The organism is Actinokineospora inagensis DSM 44258 (assembly GCF_000482865.1).
GTDB classification, from domain to species: Bacteria; Actinomycetota; Actinomycetes; order Mycobacteriales; family Pseudonocardiaceae; genus Actinokineospora; species Actinokineospora inagensis.
Genome location: NZ_AXWW01000026.1, coordinates 96372 through 113601 on the forward strand (window position 1 = coordinate 96372; position 17230 = coordinate 113601).

A 17230-nucleotide genomic window follows, 5' to 3' on the forward strand; every position below is an offset into this window, starting at 1 on the left:
AAGCGCCATCTCCTGGTTACTGCTTCGGCTCGCCTGAACGATCAGGCAGAACTGTTGTCGGATACGTCGCGCACAGCGTGCGGATCGACTCGATCAGGTCGTTGACCAAGCGCACACCGCGGTTGACGGGAAATCCGCGGATCGACCCGCCTGCGTACTCGTAGTGTTGTACCACCACGATTTCCGAGCCGCCAGCCTGGTCGGTGGCCCAGGTATACTCCAGGGCCTCGCGGGTCAGCAGCAGGTCGGCGTCCCACAGCAGCAGACGCAGGGCGCGATCGAAGTCGGTTGGATTGGGGCGGTGGGCCAGGACGAACGCGTCGACGTCGGCCACGACGACCAGCGGCGAAATGGGTACGCCGACCGGCGACGGCTCCAGGAATGCCGCGCTCCAGCAAGGCGATCAGTTCACCGGTGAACGCGGTGAATCGCTCGCCGGGTGGGGCGAGGGCCTTCTTGTTCTCCGCGGCGGCGGTGAACACGAAGGTGCCTTCTATCGCGGTGCGGTGGCCAGGCCCGCGTCGGGGGCCATCTGGCCGGTCATGGCGCGTGCGCTGAAGCAGCAGTCAGGATGACCACCTTGCGCTCAGCCCGCATTCCAACAAGCACGGGCGCAGCCAGTCGAACGGCAGGGTCGTGTGCACTTTGTCCGTCCGGGACCCGGTGAGCGCCAACCCCAGTTCGGCCCGCTCGGACACAACCAGCCCGTGCCCCCCTTAGTACACAAGCAGCATGTCCATAGCAGCGGCAGCGGCCGCGCCGACGATCTCGACCACTGTCTCGGCGTGCTTCGGCTCGGCCACCACCTGACAGTGCCCAGCGGGCAGCCCCCAGACCACTGGATCGGTCAGCAGTTCAGTGAGTCGGACGTGGATCGGCGAGCAACATGTCAGTGATCGAGAAGGCCGGTCAGGTCGTTACTCGCCTGCGCCGCGCACCACCAGGCGGAAGCCGCCGACACGAGTCCGCACATCGGCGTTGCTCGCAGGCCATGGCGGCAACTCCGGCGTGACCAGGGCGATCTGTGCCAACGTCGCCTCCGGCTCCGTCATGGGGACCCGTTGCCAGACGGCACCGCCGAACGGGCGAATCGCGAAATCCCCTACGGGGTGGTCGAGGGCTAGCGCGCTCCGACCCCAACAGTGACGCGGGTGCGGGTTAAATTGTTTCGCCGGGGCTGTGGAGGAGTTCTTTGACCTTGGCGATGGCGAAACCCCAGCCTTGGTCGACGGTGGGTTTGGGGGGGACGGACATTTCTTCCGGGTTGGTCAGGACGTCGAGGAGGACTGGGCCGGGGGTGGCGAAGGCTTGTCGCACGGTTGGGTCTAGTTCGTCGGGGTCGGTGACGCGGAAGCCGGTGATGCCCATGGCTGAGGCTACGGCGGCGAAGTCGGGGTTGTGGAGTTCGGTGCCGAACTCGGGGAGGCCTGCTTGTTCTTGTTCGAGTTTGACCATGCCGAGTCGGCGGTTGTCGAAGACGACGAGTTTGATCGGGAGGTTGTGGGTGGCGATGGTGATGAGGTCGCCGAGGAGCATGGTGAGGCCGCCGTCGCCGCAGAAGGCGATGGTCTGGCGGGTTCGGTCGAGGAACTGGGCGCCGATGGCCTGGGGCATGGCGTTGGCCATGGAGCCGAGGTTGTAGGAGCCGAGTAGGCGGCGGGTGCCGGTCATGTGGACGAAGCGGGACAGCCAGACCGTGGCCATGCCGGTGTCGGAGGTGAACACGGCGTCGGTGGCGGCGACCTCGTTGACGACGGCAGCCAGGGCTTCCGGGCGGATCTGGTGGTCGCGATTGTCCAAAGCGGACCGGACGCGGCCGATGAGGCTGCTGTCGTGGTCGGGTGCGGCCAGCCGGGCCTGGCCTGCGCGCCACTTGTCGAAGTGGGTGCGGGCGTGGTCGAGGTGGTCGCGGTCGCTGTGCACGGACAGGCGGTCCAGTAGCGCGCGCACAGTCGGCCCCACGTCACCGACGAGTCCGATGTCGACGGGGACTCGCCGTCCGATGTGGTCGGCGGCCGCGTCCACCTGGATGACCTTGCGGCCTTGGGGATACCAGTCGCGGTAGGGGAAGTCGGTGCCCAGGAGCAGAAGTGTGTCTGCGGAGTCCAGTGCGGACGCGGCGGCCGGGTTGCCGATCAGTCCGGTTTGGCCGACCTGGAACGGGTTGTCGTCCTCGAAGCCCTCCTTGGCCTTCAAGGTGATCACCATCGGCGCGGCCAGGCGGTCGGCCAGGGCGAGGACGTCCGCGCGGGCTTCCCTGGCGCCGCGCCCGACCAGCAGGGTGACCCGGTCGGCGGCGTTGAGCAGGCGGGCCGCCTCGTCCAGGGCCGGGTCGTCCGGGCGGGTGGACCGGCTGGCGACGGAGAACCGGGGTTCCCGGTCGGCGTGGACCTCCTGGTCGCCGATGTCGCCGGGGATGGTGAGCACGGCGACGCCCCGGCGGCCGATCGCGGTGCGGACGGCGATCTCCAGCAGGCCGGGCATCTGCTCCGGCGAGGTGACCGTCGCCCGGAACAGGGCGACGTCGGTGAACAGCAGGTCGTTGTCGACCTCCTGGAAGTAGTCGGTGCCGACCTCGGCCAGCGGCACCTGCCCGGCGATGGCGAGCACCGGGGCGTGGCTCTTGGCGGCGTCGTAGAGGCCGTTGAGCAGGTGGATCGAGCCGGGGCCGACCGTGCCCATGCACACGCCGATGGTGCCGGTCAGTTGGGCCTGCGCCCCGGCGGCGAACGCGGCGACCTCCTCGTGCCTGCACCCCACCCAGGTCAGCCCGTCGGTGCGGCGGATCGCGTCGGTGAGCGGGTTGAGCGCGTCGCCGACGACGCCGAACACGTGGGTCACCCCCAACTGGACCAGACCATCGATGACGACCTGGGCAACGCTGCGGGACATGGCGTCCTCCTAGACGGTGAAGTGGTCGGGATCCGCCGCTGTCCAGTCGGCCACCCAGCCCTGCGGCGGGTCGACGAGCAGTTCGCCGTGGCCCAGCCAGTGGTAGAGCTCGTCGTAGGACCGGACGGTGTGCGGGTCCACCCGCCGCCGCAGCATGTGCGGGCGCAGGTCGTCCGGGTGGTCGACGCCCATCGAGGCCATGATCTGCAGGGCACTGCTCACTGTGGCCTGCTGGAACCGGTGCACCCGTTGGGATTTGTCGCCGACGTCGAGTGCCCGCGCGCGCCTGGGGTCCTGTGTGGTCACCCCGACCGGGCACTTGTTGGTGTGGCAGCGCTGGGCCTGGATGCAGCCGACCGCGAACATCATGGCGCGGGCCGCGTTCGTGTAGTCCGCCCCCTGCGCCAACCGCTTCACCATGTCCGCGCCGGTGGCCACCTTGCCGCTGGCGCCGAGCTTGATCCGGTCCCGCAAACCGGTGCCCACCAACGCGTTGTGCACGGTGATCAGCCCCTCGGTGAGCGGGGTGCCGATGTGATCGGCGAACTCCAGCGGCGCGGCACCGGTGCCGCCCTCGGCCCCGTCGACGACGATGAAGTCCGGGGTGACCCCTTCGGCGACCATCGCCTTGCACACCGCGAGGATCTGGCGCCGGGAACCGACACACAGCTTGAAACCGGTCGGCTTGCCGCCGGACAGTTCCCGCATCCGCGCCACAAAACGGACAAGCTCGCGCGGCGTGCCGAACACCCGGTGGTACGGCGGGGACACCACGGTCTTGCCCTCGGGGACATCGCGCACCCGGGCGATCTCGGCGTTGACCTTGGGTCCGGGCAGCACACCGCCGATGCCCGGTTTGGCGCCCTGGGAAAGCTTCAGGGACACGCATTTCACCGACTCGTGCGCGGCTTTCTCGGCGAACTCCGCCGCGTCGAAGCCGCCATCCGATGTCCGGCAACCGAAATAGCCGGTGCCGATCTCCCACACCAGGTCGCCGCCGTGGCGCAGGTGGTACTCGGACAAACCGCCCTCACCGGTGTCATGTGCGAAACCCCCCAGTGCCGCGCCGCGGTTGAGGGCGAGGACGGCGTTGGCCGACAGCGATCCGAAACTCATCGCCGATACGTTCAGCAGGGCCATGTCGTAGGGCTTGGCGCAGTCCGGGCCACCGATCCGAATCCTCGGCACCTGGTCCGGCTGGGGTTTCGGGGCCATCGAGTGCACGAAGAACTCGTAGCCGTCGGCGTAAACGTCGCGTTCGGTGCCGAACGGTTCCTCGGCCTCGGTGCCCTTGGCCCGCTCGTAGACGATGCTGCGCACATCCCGGTCGAACGGGCGGCCGTCGAAATTGCGCTCGACGAAGTACTGCTGCAGCTCCGGGCGCACACCTTCGAGCAAGAACCGCAAATGACCCAGTACGGGATAGTTCCGCAACACCGAATGCCCGCGCTGCGCCAAATCCCACACGCCGACAGCGGCGAGGAGGACGAGCACGCCCGCGAGCACCCACCACCACGGCGAAACCGCGACGGCCAGCCACACGGCGCCGAGCGCGAACAGTCCGAGCAAGCCGACAGCGGCGAACCTGAGCACCTGCTGAAACTAGCCCGACACAAGGCACCCCGCCGAACGACACCGGACAACCGGACACCGACCCCGACGATGACGAACGGGGCGAAAGTGTGACGATCCGACCGCCCGTGGGCTCCGCCGACACCGGCGGAGCCCACGGGGCGAACCAGGGCGACGGATCAGAGCATGACCCAGCGCTTGCTGTAGACGCTGTCGCAGGGGTACTGCATCAGGTCCACTTTGGAGCCCGGCACCCTGGCCACCAGGCACTGGTCGCTGTGCAGGACGCGGAACGTCTGGCTGATGATGTCGTAGGTCCAGAGCTGGTTGCGGGTGCCGGGGAAGCAGGTGTACTGCTCGACCGCGGCGCCGGGGGTCAGGGACGCCTGCTTGACGTCCGCGCACTTGCCGGAGGCCACGTTGATCAGGTAGCCGTAGGACTTGCCGAGCACGGGGACGTTGGGTTCGTTGACGTACTGCCACTGCTGGTTGAGGCCCCCGTTGCAGGTATAGATCTGCACGGCCTTGTGGTTGTCGGTGCTGCCGTGCGGGATGTCCAGGCAGACCGTCGGGTTGTCCTGGTTGATGATGCGGTACGTGGGCAGCGGGACGCCGCCCGCCGAGGCGGTGACCGCCGAGCTGATCGACAGCACCGGCACGAGCACCAGCGCGGCGAGGGCCGCGGCTGCCCGCTTGACGAACGAACTCATGGAACTCCTTCTTCGGTGGGTCCCGACGGTCGACGACCGCCAAGGAAATCCGGGGGTCAGATCGAGACGGCTGCCCGGCAGCGGTCCAACGCGGCGGTCACGTCGTCGTCGTCCGGTGTCGCCGCCGCCGCGACCATGAGGTCGGCGAGGGCTTTGTCCCAGCGGGCGGCGGCCTCGTGCAGGACCGCGCGGTTGTAGCGGATGGCCGGGTCGTCCGGGGCCAGGGTCACCGCGTGGTCGAGCACCGCCAGGGCCGCGTCGGGCTCACCGAGGGCGTAGAGCGCCTCGGACTTGCCCGCCAGCGCCGCCACCAGGTCGGGGTCCGATGCCAGGGCCTGGTCGTAGGCCGCGACCGCGCCGCTGTGGTCGTCGTCCGCGGTGTGGCACTGGGCCAGCAGGACCCGCAGGTGCGGGTTGTCCGGGGCGAGCGCCAGGCCGGTGGTGACGTCGGACCGGGCCGCGTCGACGTCCCCGGCGTCCAGCAGCAGCGACGCCCGGTTGACGCGCGCGTCGACCTGGTCGGGTTCGAGTTCGATGACGCGGTCGAGCAGGGCGGTGGCCTCGTCCACCCGACCCAGCTCGATCATGATCTCGGCCCGGTTGTACTCGGCCTCGGGCAGCGGCGGACCGAGGCGCACGGCGGTGGCGTAGTCGCGCAGGGCGTCGTCGGCGCGGCCGAGGCGGTGCCGCAGGTTGCCGCGGTCGATGTAGTAGTCCGGGTGGTTGGGGTCGAGGGCGATGACCTGGTCGAAGCAGGACAGGGCCTCGTCGAGCCTGCCGAGCCGGGCCAGCAGTTGCGCCCGGTTGTGCAGCAGCACCGAGCGGTGCAGCGCGTGTTCGCCGGGCGCGAGCAGCTCGTCCAGCCGGGCCGCGCCCTCGACGACCAGGCGCAGCGCGTCCTCCAGGTCACCCAGGTGCATCTCGGCGAGGGCCAGGCCGTTCTGGTGGAACACGGTGAGGAACAGCCGGTCGGCGCGGGAGTCCCCGATCAGGCCCGCGAACGCGACGGCCTGGCGGAGCAGGCCCTTGGCGCGCAGGTGGTCACGGCGGGACGCGGCGTAGTGCCGGGTGTAGATCATGGCCTTGGCGTAGGCGACGTGCATGTGGGCGCGGGGGTGGTCGGTCGCCGCCGCGAGTTCGTCGTAGAGCTCCTCGGCTTCTTCGGCGCGGCGCAGCATCAGCAGCGAGGTGGTGATCTTCGTGCTGGCCAGCCACCACTGGTTGACCGACTCCGGGTCCGCGGTCAGTTCCCTCACCCGCCAACCGAACTCCATGGTCGAGTGGTAGAAACCCATGTCCAGGCAACGGTTCATGGCCGCGGCGAGCGCGGTCACGCCCGCGCCGTGCGGGTCGGTGCCGTGCTCGCGGTGCCAGGGGATGGCCCCCAACGCGAGTGAGGGCTGATCGAGGGCTTCCAGTTCGGCGGCTCTCAGATCGTGCAGCCGGGCGCGGTCCGCGGCGGGCGTGCGGTGGTAGGCCGCCACGAGTTCGGGTGACTCCGGCACGCCGTCCCCGGCGATGTACCGGGCGACGGCCCCGTCGGCAGGCCGGACCGGGCGGGCGTCCACTGTGATCTGCTCGGCAAAGCGGAGGAGGATGTCGGTCAACGGCTCCCCCGGTTCCTCGGCCGAGCCACACACGACGACGGTGAGCCGGTCCGGGTCGGTGCGGCGGACGAGCGCGGCGAGGAACTCCAGGTCCGTGCGGTCGGCACCGTCGACCAGGACGACCAGCGCGCGGCGCCCGGTCCCGGACGTCCGCAGGTACCCGTCCAGGAAGTCGACCACACCGTGGCCGAGCCGCTGGGTGCGCACACCCGCGTAGAACCGGGTCCGTTCCTCGGGAATCGCCAACGAGGTCAACGTTTCCCGTGGCGAGTCCAGCACAGCCCGCAACTCCGGCGCCACCGACAGCAACTCCACCTCGTGCCGCTCCACGAGATCGGCGGACGCCCGCGGGGCCACGGCGCGCACCACCGCACCGGCGGCGGTGAACGGGCCGCGCAACCGCCGATGGGCGTTCACACACGGAACGAGCAGGGCGGGCAGCCCGAATGGCGCCAACAGGGCGGGCAACTCGACCGGGTCCACCGGTCGCGACAGCCGTACCCACAGGTGCTGGTTCTCCGACATCTACGCCTCCAGGGACGGCCGGGTCGCGCGGCGGGCCCGCACGGCTAGGTAGGCGGCCAACCCCAGTTGGCCGAGGATCAGGGCGAGGAACACCGTGGTGTCGAGCAGGTCGAGGCCGGAGGGGTGCCCGGCGGTGCGGGCGGCGATCTCCCGCGCTATGTGCGCGGTGGCGGGCACCACGGCGAGGAACACACCCGCCACGACGGCGGCGTAACCGGCGGCGAGCACCCACACGTACCAGCGCGCCGCCGCGCGGTCCCGGGGGTCCCATTCCGACTCGTCCACGTCCGATGCCGGTCTGCCGAGCAGACGCCGCAGCGTCGTCATCAGCTTCGCGAAGGCGACCTCGTGCAGGTCCACGCACCGCAACGCGGTGACGATCAGGTAGTAGAGGTCGGTGCGCAGGAAGAGGAACACCTGCCAGACAATCCGCAAGAGGATGAGGAAGGCCGACGCCAGCGACAGCCGGGCCAGCAGACCGAGCGCGCCGGTCTGCGGGTCGCGCAGCAGGTCCGCGAGCAGGACCAGCACGGCGGCGGACACCACGTCGACCACGGTCCCGGCCAGGATCGGGAGGTAACGCCTGCGCCGGGGGACCACGGCGAGACCGTCCAACGACGTCTCGACGACCACGTAGACGAACCGGCGACTCAGCCGGATCGTCGAGTCGACGCCGATCCGGCGGCCCGCCAAGACGTGGAACGCCTCGTGCAGCACCACGAACGGGATGCCGCCGAAGACGAGGAACAGTTGCACGACCACCAGCGAGGGCGTGAAGAACAGTTGCGTGGCGTTCGGCCGCAGGTCCGGGTGGTCGACCATGGCCAGCACGGCCGCGATCACCAGACCGGCGTAGCCGAACCACGCCACCGGGGAGAACAGCAGCGCGCCGAGCCCACGCCAGCGGACCGGTCGCGGCGGTACCGGGGACTCGCCCGCCCCCAGCAGCACGTCGAGTTCCGCGAGCACCGCCAGGAAATCGGCGACGTCCACCGATTCGCCGTACTCGCGCTCGTACCAGGCGGCGGCCTCGCCCAGCGGCACGCCGTCGGCCAGTCGGGCGAGCAGGGCGGCCGCGTCGGCGGGGAACACCCCGTACGGGCCGGTTCCGGCCCGCCCCACGGTCACCTGCCCGTCGCCCTCGTCGAGGAAGGCCAGCGGGTGCAGTGCCACGGGGCAGTCCAGGTCGTAGGACAGTGGGTTCGCGGGGTTCACGGCACACCTCGTGGGTTCCGGGGTTGCCCCAGGACCACACGGGTCCGGGGCAACCGTCCGACAGGCGACGACGTCGCCGGTGTCTGCTACGGGGCGAGCGGGCAGGGAACGCCGTAACCCGCGGCGGCGGTGGTCAGCCGCACGGTCCCGGCCTTGCGCACCTTGAACTTCTTCATGGTTCCTCCCGTGGTTGGCGGTGGTGGGTCAGGCGATCGGGGTCGACCCGGGCGAGGCACCGGTCCCGATCACCTGGCACGACGGTCGCCGTGGTCGGGGTTCGCGCGCACGGGTGACACCCACCCGCATTGGTCCCGAAACGGGCACAAGGAATATGGGTAGCGACTACCCATGCGCGCGCCTCTCCGGGCCGCCAGGTTGTTCCGGGTGACGACAAGCGCCGTGCGCCGTGACTGGCGAGAGGCACTCGGGGACTCGCTCGGCATCGACACCGGGCACGTCGGAATCGCGTTGCGCACCCTCGTCGCGGAGCTCGGACGCGCCCGGAAGGGGCGGACGTTGCGTGGCGACACCCCGCAGGACCGGTTCGCGGACTTCTGCCGCACGCTCGACCGCGACGACCTGTTCACCCGCCACCCCGTGCTGGCCAGGCTGCTGGCGCAGGCGGCGCGGCAGGCGGTCGACAGCGGCCGCGAGTTGACCGACCGGTTCGCCGCCGACCGCGCGCTGATCACCGAGACGCTGTTCGACGGTGTCGACCCCGGCGACCCGGTGGCGGTGGACACCGGCCGGGGCGACCCGCACCGGGGCGGGCGCTCGGTGTCGATCCTGCGGTTCGGCGACGGGCGGCGGCTGGTCTACCGGCCCCGACCGATCACCCTGCACGCGCACTTCAACGACCAGGTGGCCTGGCTCGGCCTGCGCACCTCCATCGCGTTCCGGACGCTGCGGGTGCTGCCGCGCGACGGCTACGGGTGGCTGGAGTTCGTCGCGGCGGAGCCGTGCGCCGACGTGGTCGCGGCGGACGCCTTCTACCGCAGGCTCGGCGCGCTGCTGGCGTTGGTCTACGCCCTGGACGGCACCGACATGCACTACGAGAACCTGATCGCGTGCGGTGACCAGCCGGTGCTCGTGGACGTCGAGACCCTGTTCCACCCGACCCTGCCGGTCAACGACGACCCGGCGACCGTCGCCCTGGCCCGGTCGGTGCAGCGCACGGCGTTGCTGCCGCTGGTGATGTTCGGCGACCACGGTGCCGTCGACATCTCCGGCATGGGCGGGGACGCGGGCGCCGCGCTGCCCGTGGACGTCGTCACCTGGGTCGACGCCGGGACGGACCGGATGCGGCTGGTGCGCGCGCCCGGCGTCGCGGCGGGTCGGCACAACCGGCCGGTCTTCGACGGGCGGACCGCCGAACCGGCCGACCACGGTGCCGCCCTGCTCGCCGGGTTCGACACCGCCTACCGGGCGATCGTCGCCCACCGCGACGAACTGTTCGACCTGGTGCGGGTGTGCGCGGACGACGAGACCAGGGTGATCACCCGGCCGACCCGGCTCTACGCCACGCTGCTGGACGAGTCGACCCACCCGGACGTGCTGCGGGACCCGGCCGACCGCGACCGGTTCTTCGGCACCCTGGACGAACTGTCCCGGGACGACCCGCTGCTGCTCGCCCTGGTGCGGCACGAGACCCGGGAGCTGTGGGCGGGCGACATCCCGTTGTTCACCACCCGACCGGGGTCCCGCGACCTGTGGACCGACACGGGTGAGCGCCTGCCCGGCCTGCTGCCGTGCGACGGGCTCACCTCGGTGCGCCACAAGATCTCGGCGATGGGCGAGATCGACCGGCACGACCAGCGGTGGTTGATCCGCGCGGCACTGGGCAGCCGACCGGGGTCGGTCCAGCACCGCGCGGGCGCGACCCGGCGCCCGGCGGGCACCGTGGTGCCGCCCGACCCGCAACGGCTGCTCACCGCGGCGTGCGGGGTCGGGGACATGATCCTCGCGCACGCCAGTGTCGGCGCCCACCGGACGAACTGGCTGGGCCTGGAACTGGTCGACGACCGGTACTGGGCCGTGATGTCCCTCGGCGCGGGGTTCTCCAGCGGCTACACGGGTGTCGCGCTGTTCCTGGCCCAGCTCGGGAAGCTGACCGGTGGCACCCGCTACCTGGACGCGGCGTCGGCGGCGCTGCGGCCGGTCGCCCGCCTGCTTGCCTTGTTCGCCGAGGAACCCGAACTGGTGCGCGCCGTGGGGCCAGGGGGGTTCCACGGGCTCGGCGGAATCGCCTACGCCCTGGCCAGAATGGTCGCGCTGCTGGGCGTGGACCCCGACCTCGTCGACAGCGCGGTGTCGCTCATGCCCGACTGCGACGAGTTCGCCGTCGTCGACGGGATCGCGGGCGCCGCCGCCGCGATGCGGGCCGTGCACGCGGAGACCGGCTCGCCCGAGGCCGCCCGGCTGGCCGAGCGGTACACCACCCGGCTGGCGCGGATTCCGCTGTCGGGCACCGGTTTCGCCCGAGGATCGGCCGGGGCCGATTGGGTGCTCGGCGTGCCGCCGCGGGTCCGACCGGGCGCGGACATGAGCTGGTGCTCCGGTATCGCCGGACTGGTGTTGGGCGGCGCCGACCTGCTCCCCGGGCCGGAACCGTTGCAGGACATGAGTTTGTGCCACGGCGAGTTGGGCGTGCTCGACGCGCTCGTGGTGCTCGCCGCGCGTGGACGGGACGACGCGCGGCGGTTGTTGGCCTGGCGGACGGGATTGCTGCTGGGGACGCTGGACCAACGCGGTCCGCGATGCGGTACCCCCGGCGGGGTTCCCTCGCCGGGCCTGCTGACCGGACTCGCGGGGATCGGGTATGGACTGCTGCGGCTGGGTTTCGACGTGCCGTCCGTGCTCGCCCTCGCGCCATCGGCCGAACCTGGCCGGTAGAACACAAGATGAGGGGACGAGAAATGGGGATTTACGAAGCAGGGGACGACCGCACGGAGGATCGTCAAGACGTCCGTGTGACCGACACCGTTGACATCGAGGGCAACGGGAACGACAGTGGGGAAAACTCGGCGAATTACTCAGGCAACGACACTAACGAAGTCGAGAACCCGTTGGGAGAAATGGGTTTTCCCGCGTTGCCCAGGGTCACGGCCAGGATGCTCGCACTGGCGGGGCTGCCGTTGACAATCGCGACGACCTGGTTGCTCGACAACGAGACTTCGGCGACTGTGTCGTTGACAATAACCTGACAGGACGATTTCTCCCGGCACTGATCGCCGACTAGGGTCGGCCTTCATGCAGACCGGCGTACCCCCGTTGATCGGACGTGTCCAGGAGATCGCCGGGTTGGCGCGGGCGTTGGACAACGCCGGGCGGGGGCACGGTCTCGGGGTGTTCATCGCGGGCGAGGCGGGAATCGGGAAGTCCCGCCTCGCCCGGCACGCCGCCGGGCTCGCCTTCGAACGGGGGATGCGGGTCCTGCGCGGTCGGGGCACACCCATCGGGCCGATGGTGCCGTTCCGACCGGTCGCCGAGGCGCTGCTGTCCCTGGTGCGCGGCGGCGACCTGCCCGCCGACGCGGCGCTCGGTCCGTACCGGCAGGTGCTCGGCAGGCTGATCCCGGAGTGGGCCGATCTGCGGCAGACCACCGAGTCGCTGGTCGTGCTGGCCGAGGCGGTGCTGCGGCTGCTGACGCTGGTGGGTCGGTCCCAGCCGTGCCTGGTGGTGCTGGAGGACCTGCACGAGGCCGACGCGGAGACCCTGGCCGTGGTCGAGTACCTGGTCGACAACCTCGCCGACCAACCGGTGATGGTGATCGCGACGATCCGCTCCGACCCGGGCAACGCGCTGGAGGTGGCCCGCCGCGCCGCGCGGCACGAGACGGGCGTGCTGCTGGAGTTGGAACCGCTGAGCCGCGCGGAGGTGGCGCTGTTCGCCACCCGCCTCCTCGACGCCGACGACGTCCCGGCCGCGGTCGTCGAACGGCTGTGGCAGGACAGCGCCGGGAATCCTTTTGTCGTCGAGGAAATGCTGCACGGCATGGTGGCGGGCGGGCTGCTCGTCTCCGGCCCGCACGGCTGGCACGTCGATGGCGCGTTGCGCGTCGAGGTGCCCGCGGCCGTGGTGCGCAGCATCGTCGCGCGCGCCGACCGGCTCGGGCCGCAGGGCCGCGAGCTGTTGTCCGTGGCGGCCGTGCTCGGGCACCGCTTCCCGTTGAACGTGGTGCGCGCCGTCACCACCATGGACGACGGCGAACTGCTGCGGCACCTGCACGCGGGCGTCGCCGCCCGACTCGTCATGCCCGGCGAACCCGCCCCCGACTGGTACGCCTTCCGCCACCCGCTCACCGCGGAGGCGCTGCGGACCGGGCTCGCGGCCCCGGAACGAGCCGACCTGTCCCGGCGCGCGGCGGCGGCGATCACCGCCCTGTACCCCGATCTTCCCGGCGACTGGTGCCCGATGGTGGCCGCGCTGCTGACCGACGCGGGGGCGACCGAGCAGGCGGGGACGCTGTTCGCCGAGGCGGGCAGGCGCGCGTTGCACGCGGGCGCCGCCGAGTCCGCCGTCTGGTTGCTGGACCGGGCCCACCAACTGGCGACCTCGGCCGAGGCGCGGGCCGACGCCCTGGACGCGTTGCTGCCCGCCCTGTCCGAGGCGGGCCACTTCGAGCGGGCGCTGCGGCTGGGCGAGTCCATCGCCGAGCTGACCACGCTGCCCGCGACGAGACGGGCCTCCCTGCACGCCCGCGCCGCGCGAGTCGCCTGCCTGGCGGGCCGCTGGACCGACTGCGGGGTGCAGATCCGCGAAGCCCGCGCGCTGCTCGGCCCGGACGCGGCCGACGAGCACACCGCTCCGGTCGATGTGATCGACGCCTACCTGAACCTCAACACCCCCGCACCGGACCGCGTCACGGCGGCCGCGGCGCTCGCCCGCCGCGCCGCCGACTCCGCCGATCGCGCCGGTGTCGCCGTAGTGGCCTGTGAGGCGTGGCAGTTGCTCGGCGTGATCGCCCGGGAGGACGACCTCGGTGAAGCCGACCGGTGTTTCAGCCACGCCCTGGCGCTCGCCGACCGGGCGAACATCCCGATCCAGCGCATCTACGCGCTGGTGCGCGCCGCCGGGAACGACTGGCTGCGCCTGGGCAGCACCGACAGCCTCGACTGCGCCCGCGCGGAAGCGCTACGGGTGGGGGCGATCATGCTGGCGTACAATGTGGACGCGATCGTGGTGCTGCAATCGGTGCTGTGCGGGGAATACGCGGCCGCCGCGCGGCAACTGGAGCCGCTGTCGAACGCGGTGACCCAACTGCGCCTGGGAAGTCTGGTCGGCTACGTCCTGATGACGGAGGCGGTAATGCACGCCCACCAGGGCAGGCGCCACGACATGGAGGTGGCGATCACCGCGCTCGTCGAGCAGTCCCGCAGCGGTCCGCCCGAACTGCCGCTGTGCCTCGGCCTGGCTCGCGCGTTCTGCGCGCTGCTGGAGGAAGACCGCGATCTCGCCGACACCGAACTCGCCAAGGCGGCCGCCTACGAGGCCGAAAACCCCACCACATTCCACCTTTCCGGCAAGCACGGCCTCGCCCTTCTGCTGGCGGTCCTGGCGGGTCGGGCGGGCACACCGCACATCACCGAGTCCGCCTCCCCCAGCACCATGCGGTGGAACCAGCAGTTCGTCCTTTTGGCACAGGCGGTCCTGCTGGGCCGCGACGGCCAAGTCGAAAGAGCCGAGGCCACCTGCGCTGCCGCGCTGCGGGCGGCCGCGCCCTATCCGCTGGCCCGCCACCTCGGACTGCGTCTGGTGGCCGACGAGGCCCACGCCGCGGGCTGGGGCAGTCCCATCCCCTGGCTCCGCGCCGCCGACGACTACTTCCACGGCGCGGGCATCACCGCCGTGGCCTCCGCGTGCCGCGCGAAGCTCCGCCGCCTTGGCGCCGCCGTCCCGCAACGCCGCACCGGCAACGAACAGGTCCCGCGCGCGTTGCGGGTGGCGGGGGTGACCGTCCGGGAGTACGAGGTCCTGGTGCTGCTCGCGGAACGCTTGAGCAACAAGGCCATCGCGGCCCGGCTGCACATCTCCCCGCGCACAGTGGAAAAACACGTCGCCAGCTTGATCACGAAGACCGGCAGCGACGACCGCGTCGCGCTCACCGCGCACCTCCCCCGCGAGTAGTGGCTCTGGGAAACCGGTTGTGACCGGTGGCGCCACCCCCGGGCGCCACCGGTCACCCGGTGCTCAACTCGCACAATGCTCAACGAATCAGATGTTCAACGATTCAGGTGTTCAACAAGCCGGATGTTCACCGAGTCAGATGTTCGCCGAGTCAGGCGCTGTAGCCGCGGCCCGCGATCCAGTCGGCCAGCCGCCAGGTCTCCATGTTGTACTGGACGCCCTGGGCCGGGTCGAAGATCACCGAGATGTTCGCGCCCTGCTCGTAGCCGACGACGGTCAGGTAGTGGCCGCCGCTGTAGGAGTGCACGCCGCCGTTCGTGTCATAGGCGTAGCCGACCACGTTCGCCACGATCGGGAAGGCGTTGTTGATGTTGAGCCGGACGTCGGCGACCAGCAGGTCGACCTGCCACTGCGCGGCGTAGCTGCCGCCGATCTCCTTCGTCTCGTACCAGCCACCGACGTAGTTGCGCAGGACCCCGGTGACCTGGCTGATGTGGTCGGTCCCGTTGACCGTCGTGCCCAGGCCGGCGGCGAGCGAGCTCTGCGACGGGACGTTGATCAGCCGGACCGACAGCGCGGCGCGGGTGGCGGCCGGGCCGCAGTAGTAGCCGTTGATCTGCTGCTGGCCGCTGTAGCTGAGGTACTTGCTGGAGCAGACGCCGTCCGGGCACCCCGCCGCGGCCGCCGTCGCGGAAGCGGCGGGCAGGGCGCTGAGCGAGACGCCCAGGACCATCGCCACCGCCAGGGCCACCTTCATGATCACCGATCTCATCGAGTTCCTTCGTGCTAGCGGGAATCTGACGGCGTCAGCCTGGCCGGGGCGGCACCGACGCCGCGACGGGTTGAAGCTGCCGCTTAAACCCCCTGGTAGATCGGTTCTGAACCGGGAAAGATCCCTGCCGTGCACCGGCTCATCCTCGGCTCCGCCGACATCGCCCGGGTCCGCCTGCTCCCGGCACCCACCCCGGTGGCGGAGACGCTGTTCAGCCTCAACGCCCTGCGCGGCGGCCCCGACAGCGCGCACCTGGAGCCGTGGCGCGACCGGGTCCGGGCAGGTCTCGGCCCGTGGTCGCGGATGCTCGCCGCGATCTCCCCGCGCGGCCCGCACTTCCTGGACCTGGTGGCGCTCATGGGCGCCCGGATCGACGACGGCGCCCTGCTGGCCAGCCCCCGGGCGCGGGTACGGGCCGAACTCGACTGGTTCGCCCGCTGGTCCGGCCGGATGCCGTCGGCGCTACGCGGCCTCGACGACGACCTCACCGTCCGCCGCGACCTGCTGGCGTCGCTGCGCGCCTACCACGACCTGGCCATCCGCCCCGAGTGGACGGCGGTCCAGGACTCGTTCGCCCTCGACCGCGCCACCCGCACCCGCGCCCTCGCCGACGGCGGCGTCGACCGCCTCCTGTCCGGCCTGCACCCGCTGATCCGCTGGACCGGCACCACCCTCGACGTCGGCTGCCCCTCCGAGGCCGAAACCACCCTCGGCGGCCGGGGCCTCGACATCGTCCCCTCCTACTTCCAGCGATCCCCCACCCTCCTCCAAGACGGCGACCTGATGCTGCTCATCTACCCCGCCACCCGCACCGAACGCCCCCAACCACCCGCGGGCCTGGCCAAACTCCTCGGCCGCACCCGGGCCACCATCCTCACCGCCATCGCCGAGGGCATCGCCACCACCACAACCCTCGCCCACCACGCAGGCACCTCCGCCGCCGCCGTCAGCCAACACACCACCATCCTCCGCGAAGCAGGCCTGATCACCACCGGCCGCCACCACGGCACCGCCTGCCACACCCTCACCCCCACCGCCACCACCCTCCTCACCCGAACGACCACCCCCGGCACGAACCCCTGACCCATACGCCACCGAACCGGCCCCGGCCGCGGGACCCGGCCAAGATCGGTATTTCCACCCGACCCGCAGAGCCCGGGGATCCGGCGGGACGGGCACTGCGAGCGATGGCATCTGAGGTTGTGACTCCACGTCACCGACAAGTCATCGCCGAGATGCACGAGTGGACCAACCGGCCACAGGATGCCGCGACCGCCGCAACGGCCTCCCGGAAGTCGCGGCGAAAGTCTGGCGCGAACGATCGTCCAAACCTGCATGGTTCACTTGATCCGGAACACTTTCCAGCTCGCGTCCCGCAGGGGCTGGAGCGCGGTGAAACGGGACATCAAACCCATCTGCACCGCCCCCAACCCCGACGCCGCACTCGTGGCGCTGGACGAACTCGAGGAAAGGCAGGCAAGTACGCGGCGGTGATCAGGCTGTGGCGCAATGCCTGGAACGAGTTCGCGCCGTTCCTCGACTACGACATCGAGTTCCGGAAGATGATCTGCTCCACAAACGCGATCGAGTCCCTCAACTCCCGCTACCGGCGGGCGATCCGCGCACGCGACGGAGCAAGCCGCATATATCTTGCGACTCGTAGTCTGACCCGAACGGGACAGTCCGCGCTGGGTGGACGATGCGCTGGAAGCCTGTGAGGGTTATTCAGAGCGTGCGTAGAAGTAGAGTCCGATGACTGCCGTGATGGTGGCCGGGAACGTGTTGGGTGGTCTCCGGTAGTCGGTGTGGAG

General features: G+C 70.8%; 13 protein-coding genes and 1 pseudogene. 6 read left to right on the forward strand and 8 right to left on the reverse strand.

Annotated elements, in window-relative coordinates; all coding sequences use genetic code 11:
• Positions 1 to 16: 16 nt before the first annotated feature.
• A complete protein-coding gene (locus H504_RS0111275) occupies positions 17 to 334 on the reverse strand; it encodes a hypothetical protein (protein ID WP_026422851.1) in 318 nt (105 codons plus the stop codon).
• Between the two features lie 16 nt (positions 335 to 350).
• Between H504_RS0111275 and H504_RS41070 the strand changes: the two genes are divergently transcribed.
• Positions 351 to 575 carry a hypothetical protein gene (locus H504_RS41070; RefSeq protein ID WP_157440352.1) on the forward strand — a complete coding sequence of 75 codons (225 nt, stop codon included), beginning with the start codon at positions 351 to 353 and terminating at the stop codon, positions 573 to 575.
• 342 nt (positions 576 to 917) lie between these two features.
• On the opposite strand, the gene H504_RS43610 is transcribed toward H504_RS41070, so the two are convergent.
• The 6 genes from H504_RS43610 to H504_RS34535 all read right to left on the reverse strand — a co-directional run bounded on the left by H504_RS43610 (position 918) and on the right by H504_RS34535 (position 8521).
• Positions 918 to 1052, reverse strand: a complete 135-nt coding sequence (locus H504_RS43610; RefSeq protein WP_281173610.1) for a hypothetical protein — start codon at positions 1050 to 1052, stop codon at positions 918 to 920.
• Positions 1053 to 1158: 106 nt separating this feature from the next.
• On the reverse strand, positions 1159 to 2892 hold the full coding sequence (locus H504_RS0111285; RefSeq protein ID WP_026422852.1) for a thiamine pyrophosphate-dependent enzyme: 1734 nt from the start codon (positions 2890 to 2892) through the stop codon (positions 1159 to 1161).
• 9 nt (positions 2893 to 2901) lie between these two features.
• Positions 2902 to 4485, reverse strand: a complete 1584-nt coding sequence (locus tag H504_RS0111290; protein ID WP_051385736.1) for an FMN-binding glutamate synthase family protein — start codon at positions 4483 to 4485, stop codon at positions 2902 to 2904.
• Positions 4486 to 4643: 158 nt separating this feature from the next.
• On the reverse strand, positions 4644 to 5174 hold the full coding sequence (locus H504_RS0111295) for an RICIN domain-containing protein (RefSeq protein ID WP_026422854.1): 531 nt from the start codon (positions 5172 to 5174) through the stop codon (positions 4644 to 4646).
• Between the two features lie 56 nt (positions 5175 to 5230).
• Positions 5231 to 7306, reverse strand: a complete 2076-nt coding sequence (locus tag H504_RS34530) for a tetratricopeptide repeat protein (protein ID WP_035303995.1) — start codon at positions 7304 to 7306, stop codon at positions 5231 to 5233.
• Positions 7307 to 8521, reverse strand: a complete 1215-nt coding sequence (locus tag H504_RS34535; protein WP_051385737.1) for a hypothetical protein — start codon at positions 8519 to 8521, stop codon at positions 7307 to 7309. It lies immediately after the preceding gene.
• A 348-nt stretch (positions 8522 to 8869) separates the two neighbouring features.
• Between H504_RS34535 and H504_RS34540 the strand changes: the two genes are divergently transcribed.
• The 3 genes from H504_RS34540 to H504_RS0111325 are packed head-to-tail and all read left to right on the forward strand — an operon-like array spanning position 8870 to position 14647.
• Entirely contained in the window at positions 8870 to 11413 is a 2544-nt protein-coding gene (locus H504_RS34540) for a type 2 lanthipeptide synthetase LanM family protein (protein ID WP_084467560.1), read from the forward strand.
• Positions 11414 to 11436: 23 nt separating this feature from the next.
• Positions 11437 to 11724 (forward strand): hypothetical protein, encoded by a 288-nt coding sequence (locus tag H504_RS0111320; protein WP_026422855.1) that lies wholly within the window; start codon positions 11437 to 11439, stop codon positions 11722 to 11724.
• 46 nt (positions 11725 to 11770) lie between these two features.
• Positions 11771 to 14647 (forward strand): LuxR family transcriptional regulator, encoded by a 2877-nt coding sequence (locus H504_RS0111325; RefSeq protein WP_026422856.1) that lies wholly within the window; start codon positions 11771 to 11773, stop codon positions 14645 to 14647.
• Positions 14648 to 14798: 151 nt separating this feature from the next.
• Here H504_RS0111325 and H504_RS0111330 read toward each other — a convergent pair whose 3' ends face one another.
• Positions 14799 to 15419, reverse strand: a complete 621-nt coding sequence (locus H504_RS0111330; protein WP_026422857.1) for a C39 family peptidase — start codon at positions 15417 to 15419, stop codon at positions 14799 to 14801.
• A gap of 129 nt (positions 15420 to 15548) precedes the next feature.
• Between H504_RS0111330 and H504_RS34545 the strand changes: the two genes are divergently transcribed.
• Together H504_RS34545 and H504_RS39750 are read left to right on the forward strand one after the other, a co-directional pair.
• Positions 15549 to 16502 (forward strand): ArsR/SmtB family transcription factor, encoded by a 954-nt coding sequence (locus tag H504_RS34545; protein WP_051385740.1) that lies wholly within the window; start codon positions 15549 to 15551, stop codon positions 16500 to 16502.
• A gap of 187 nt (positions 16503 to 16689) precedes the next feature.
• Positions 16690 to 17175 (forward strand): annotated as a pseudogene (locus H504_RS39750) (transposase); the annotation flags it as partial.
• Positions 17176 to 17230: the final 55 nt, after the last annotated feature.

Bases quoted from the DNA above. Each gene is read 5' to 3' on its own strand.
- H504_RS41070 (WP_157440352.1), top strand. From the start codon at position 351: ATGGGTACGCCGACCGGCGACGGCTCCAGGAATGCCGCGCTCCAGCAA.
- H504_RS43610 (WP_281173610.1), bottom strand. From the start codon at position 1,052: ATGACGGAGCCGGAGGCGACGTTGGCACAGATCGCCCTGGTCACGCCG.
- H504_RS0111285 (WP_026422852.1), bottom strand. From the start codon at position 2,892: ATGTCCCGCAGCGTTGCCCAGGTCGTCATCGATGGTCTGGTCCAGTTG.
- H504_RS0111295 (WP_026422854.1), bottom strand. From the start codon at position 5,174: ATGAGTTCGTTCGTCAAGCGGGCAGCCGCGGCCCTCGCCGCGCTGGTG.
- H504_RS34530 (WP_035303995.1), bottom strand. From the start codon at position 7,306: ATGTCGGAGAACCAGCACCTGTGGGTACGGCTGTCGCGACCGGTGGAC.
- H504_RS34540 (WP_084467560.1), top strand. From the start codon at position 8,870: ATGCGCGCGCCTCTCCGGGCCGCCAGGTTGTTCCGGGTGACGACAAGC.
- H504_RS0111320 (WP_026422855.1), top strand. From the start codon at position 11,437: ATGGGGATTTACGAAGCAGGGGACGACCGCACGGAGGATCGTCAAGAC.
- H504_RS0111325 (WP_026422856.1), top strand. From the start codon at position 11,771: ATGCAGACCGGCGTACCCCCGTTGATCGGACGTGTCCAGGAGATCGCC.
- H504_RS0111330 (WP_026422857.1), bottom strand. From the start codon at position 15,419: ATGAGATCGGTGATCATGAAGGTGGCCCTGGCGGTGGCGATGGTCCTG.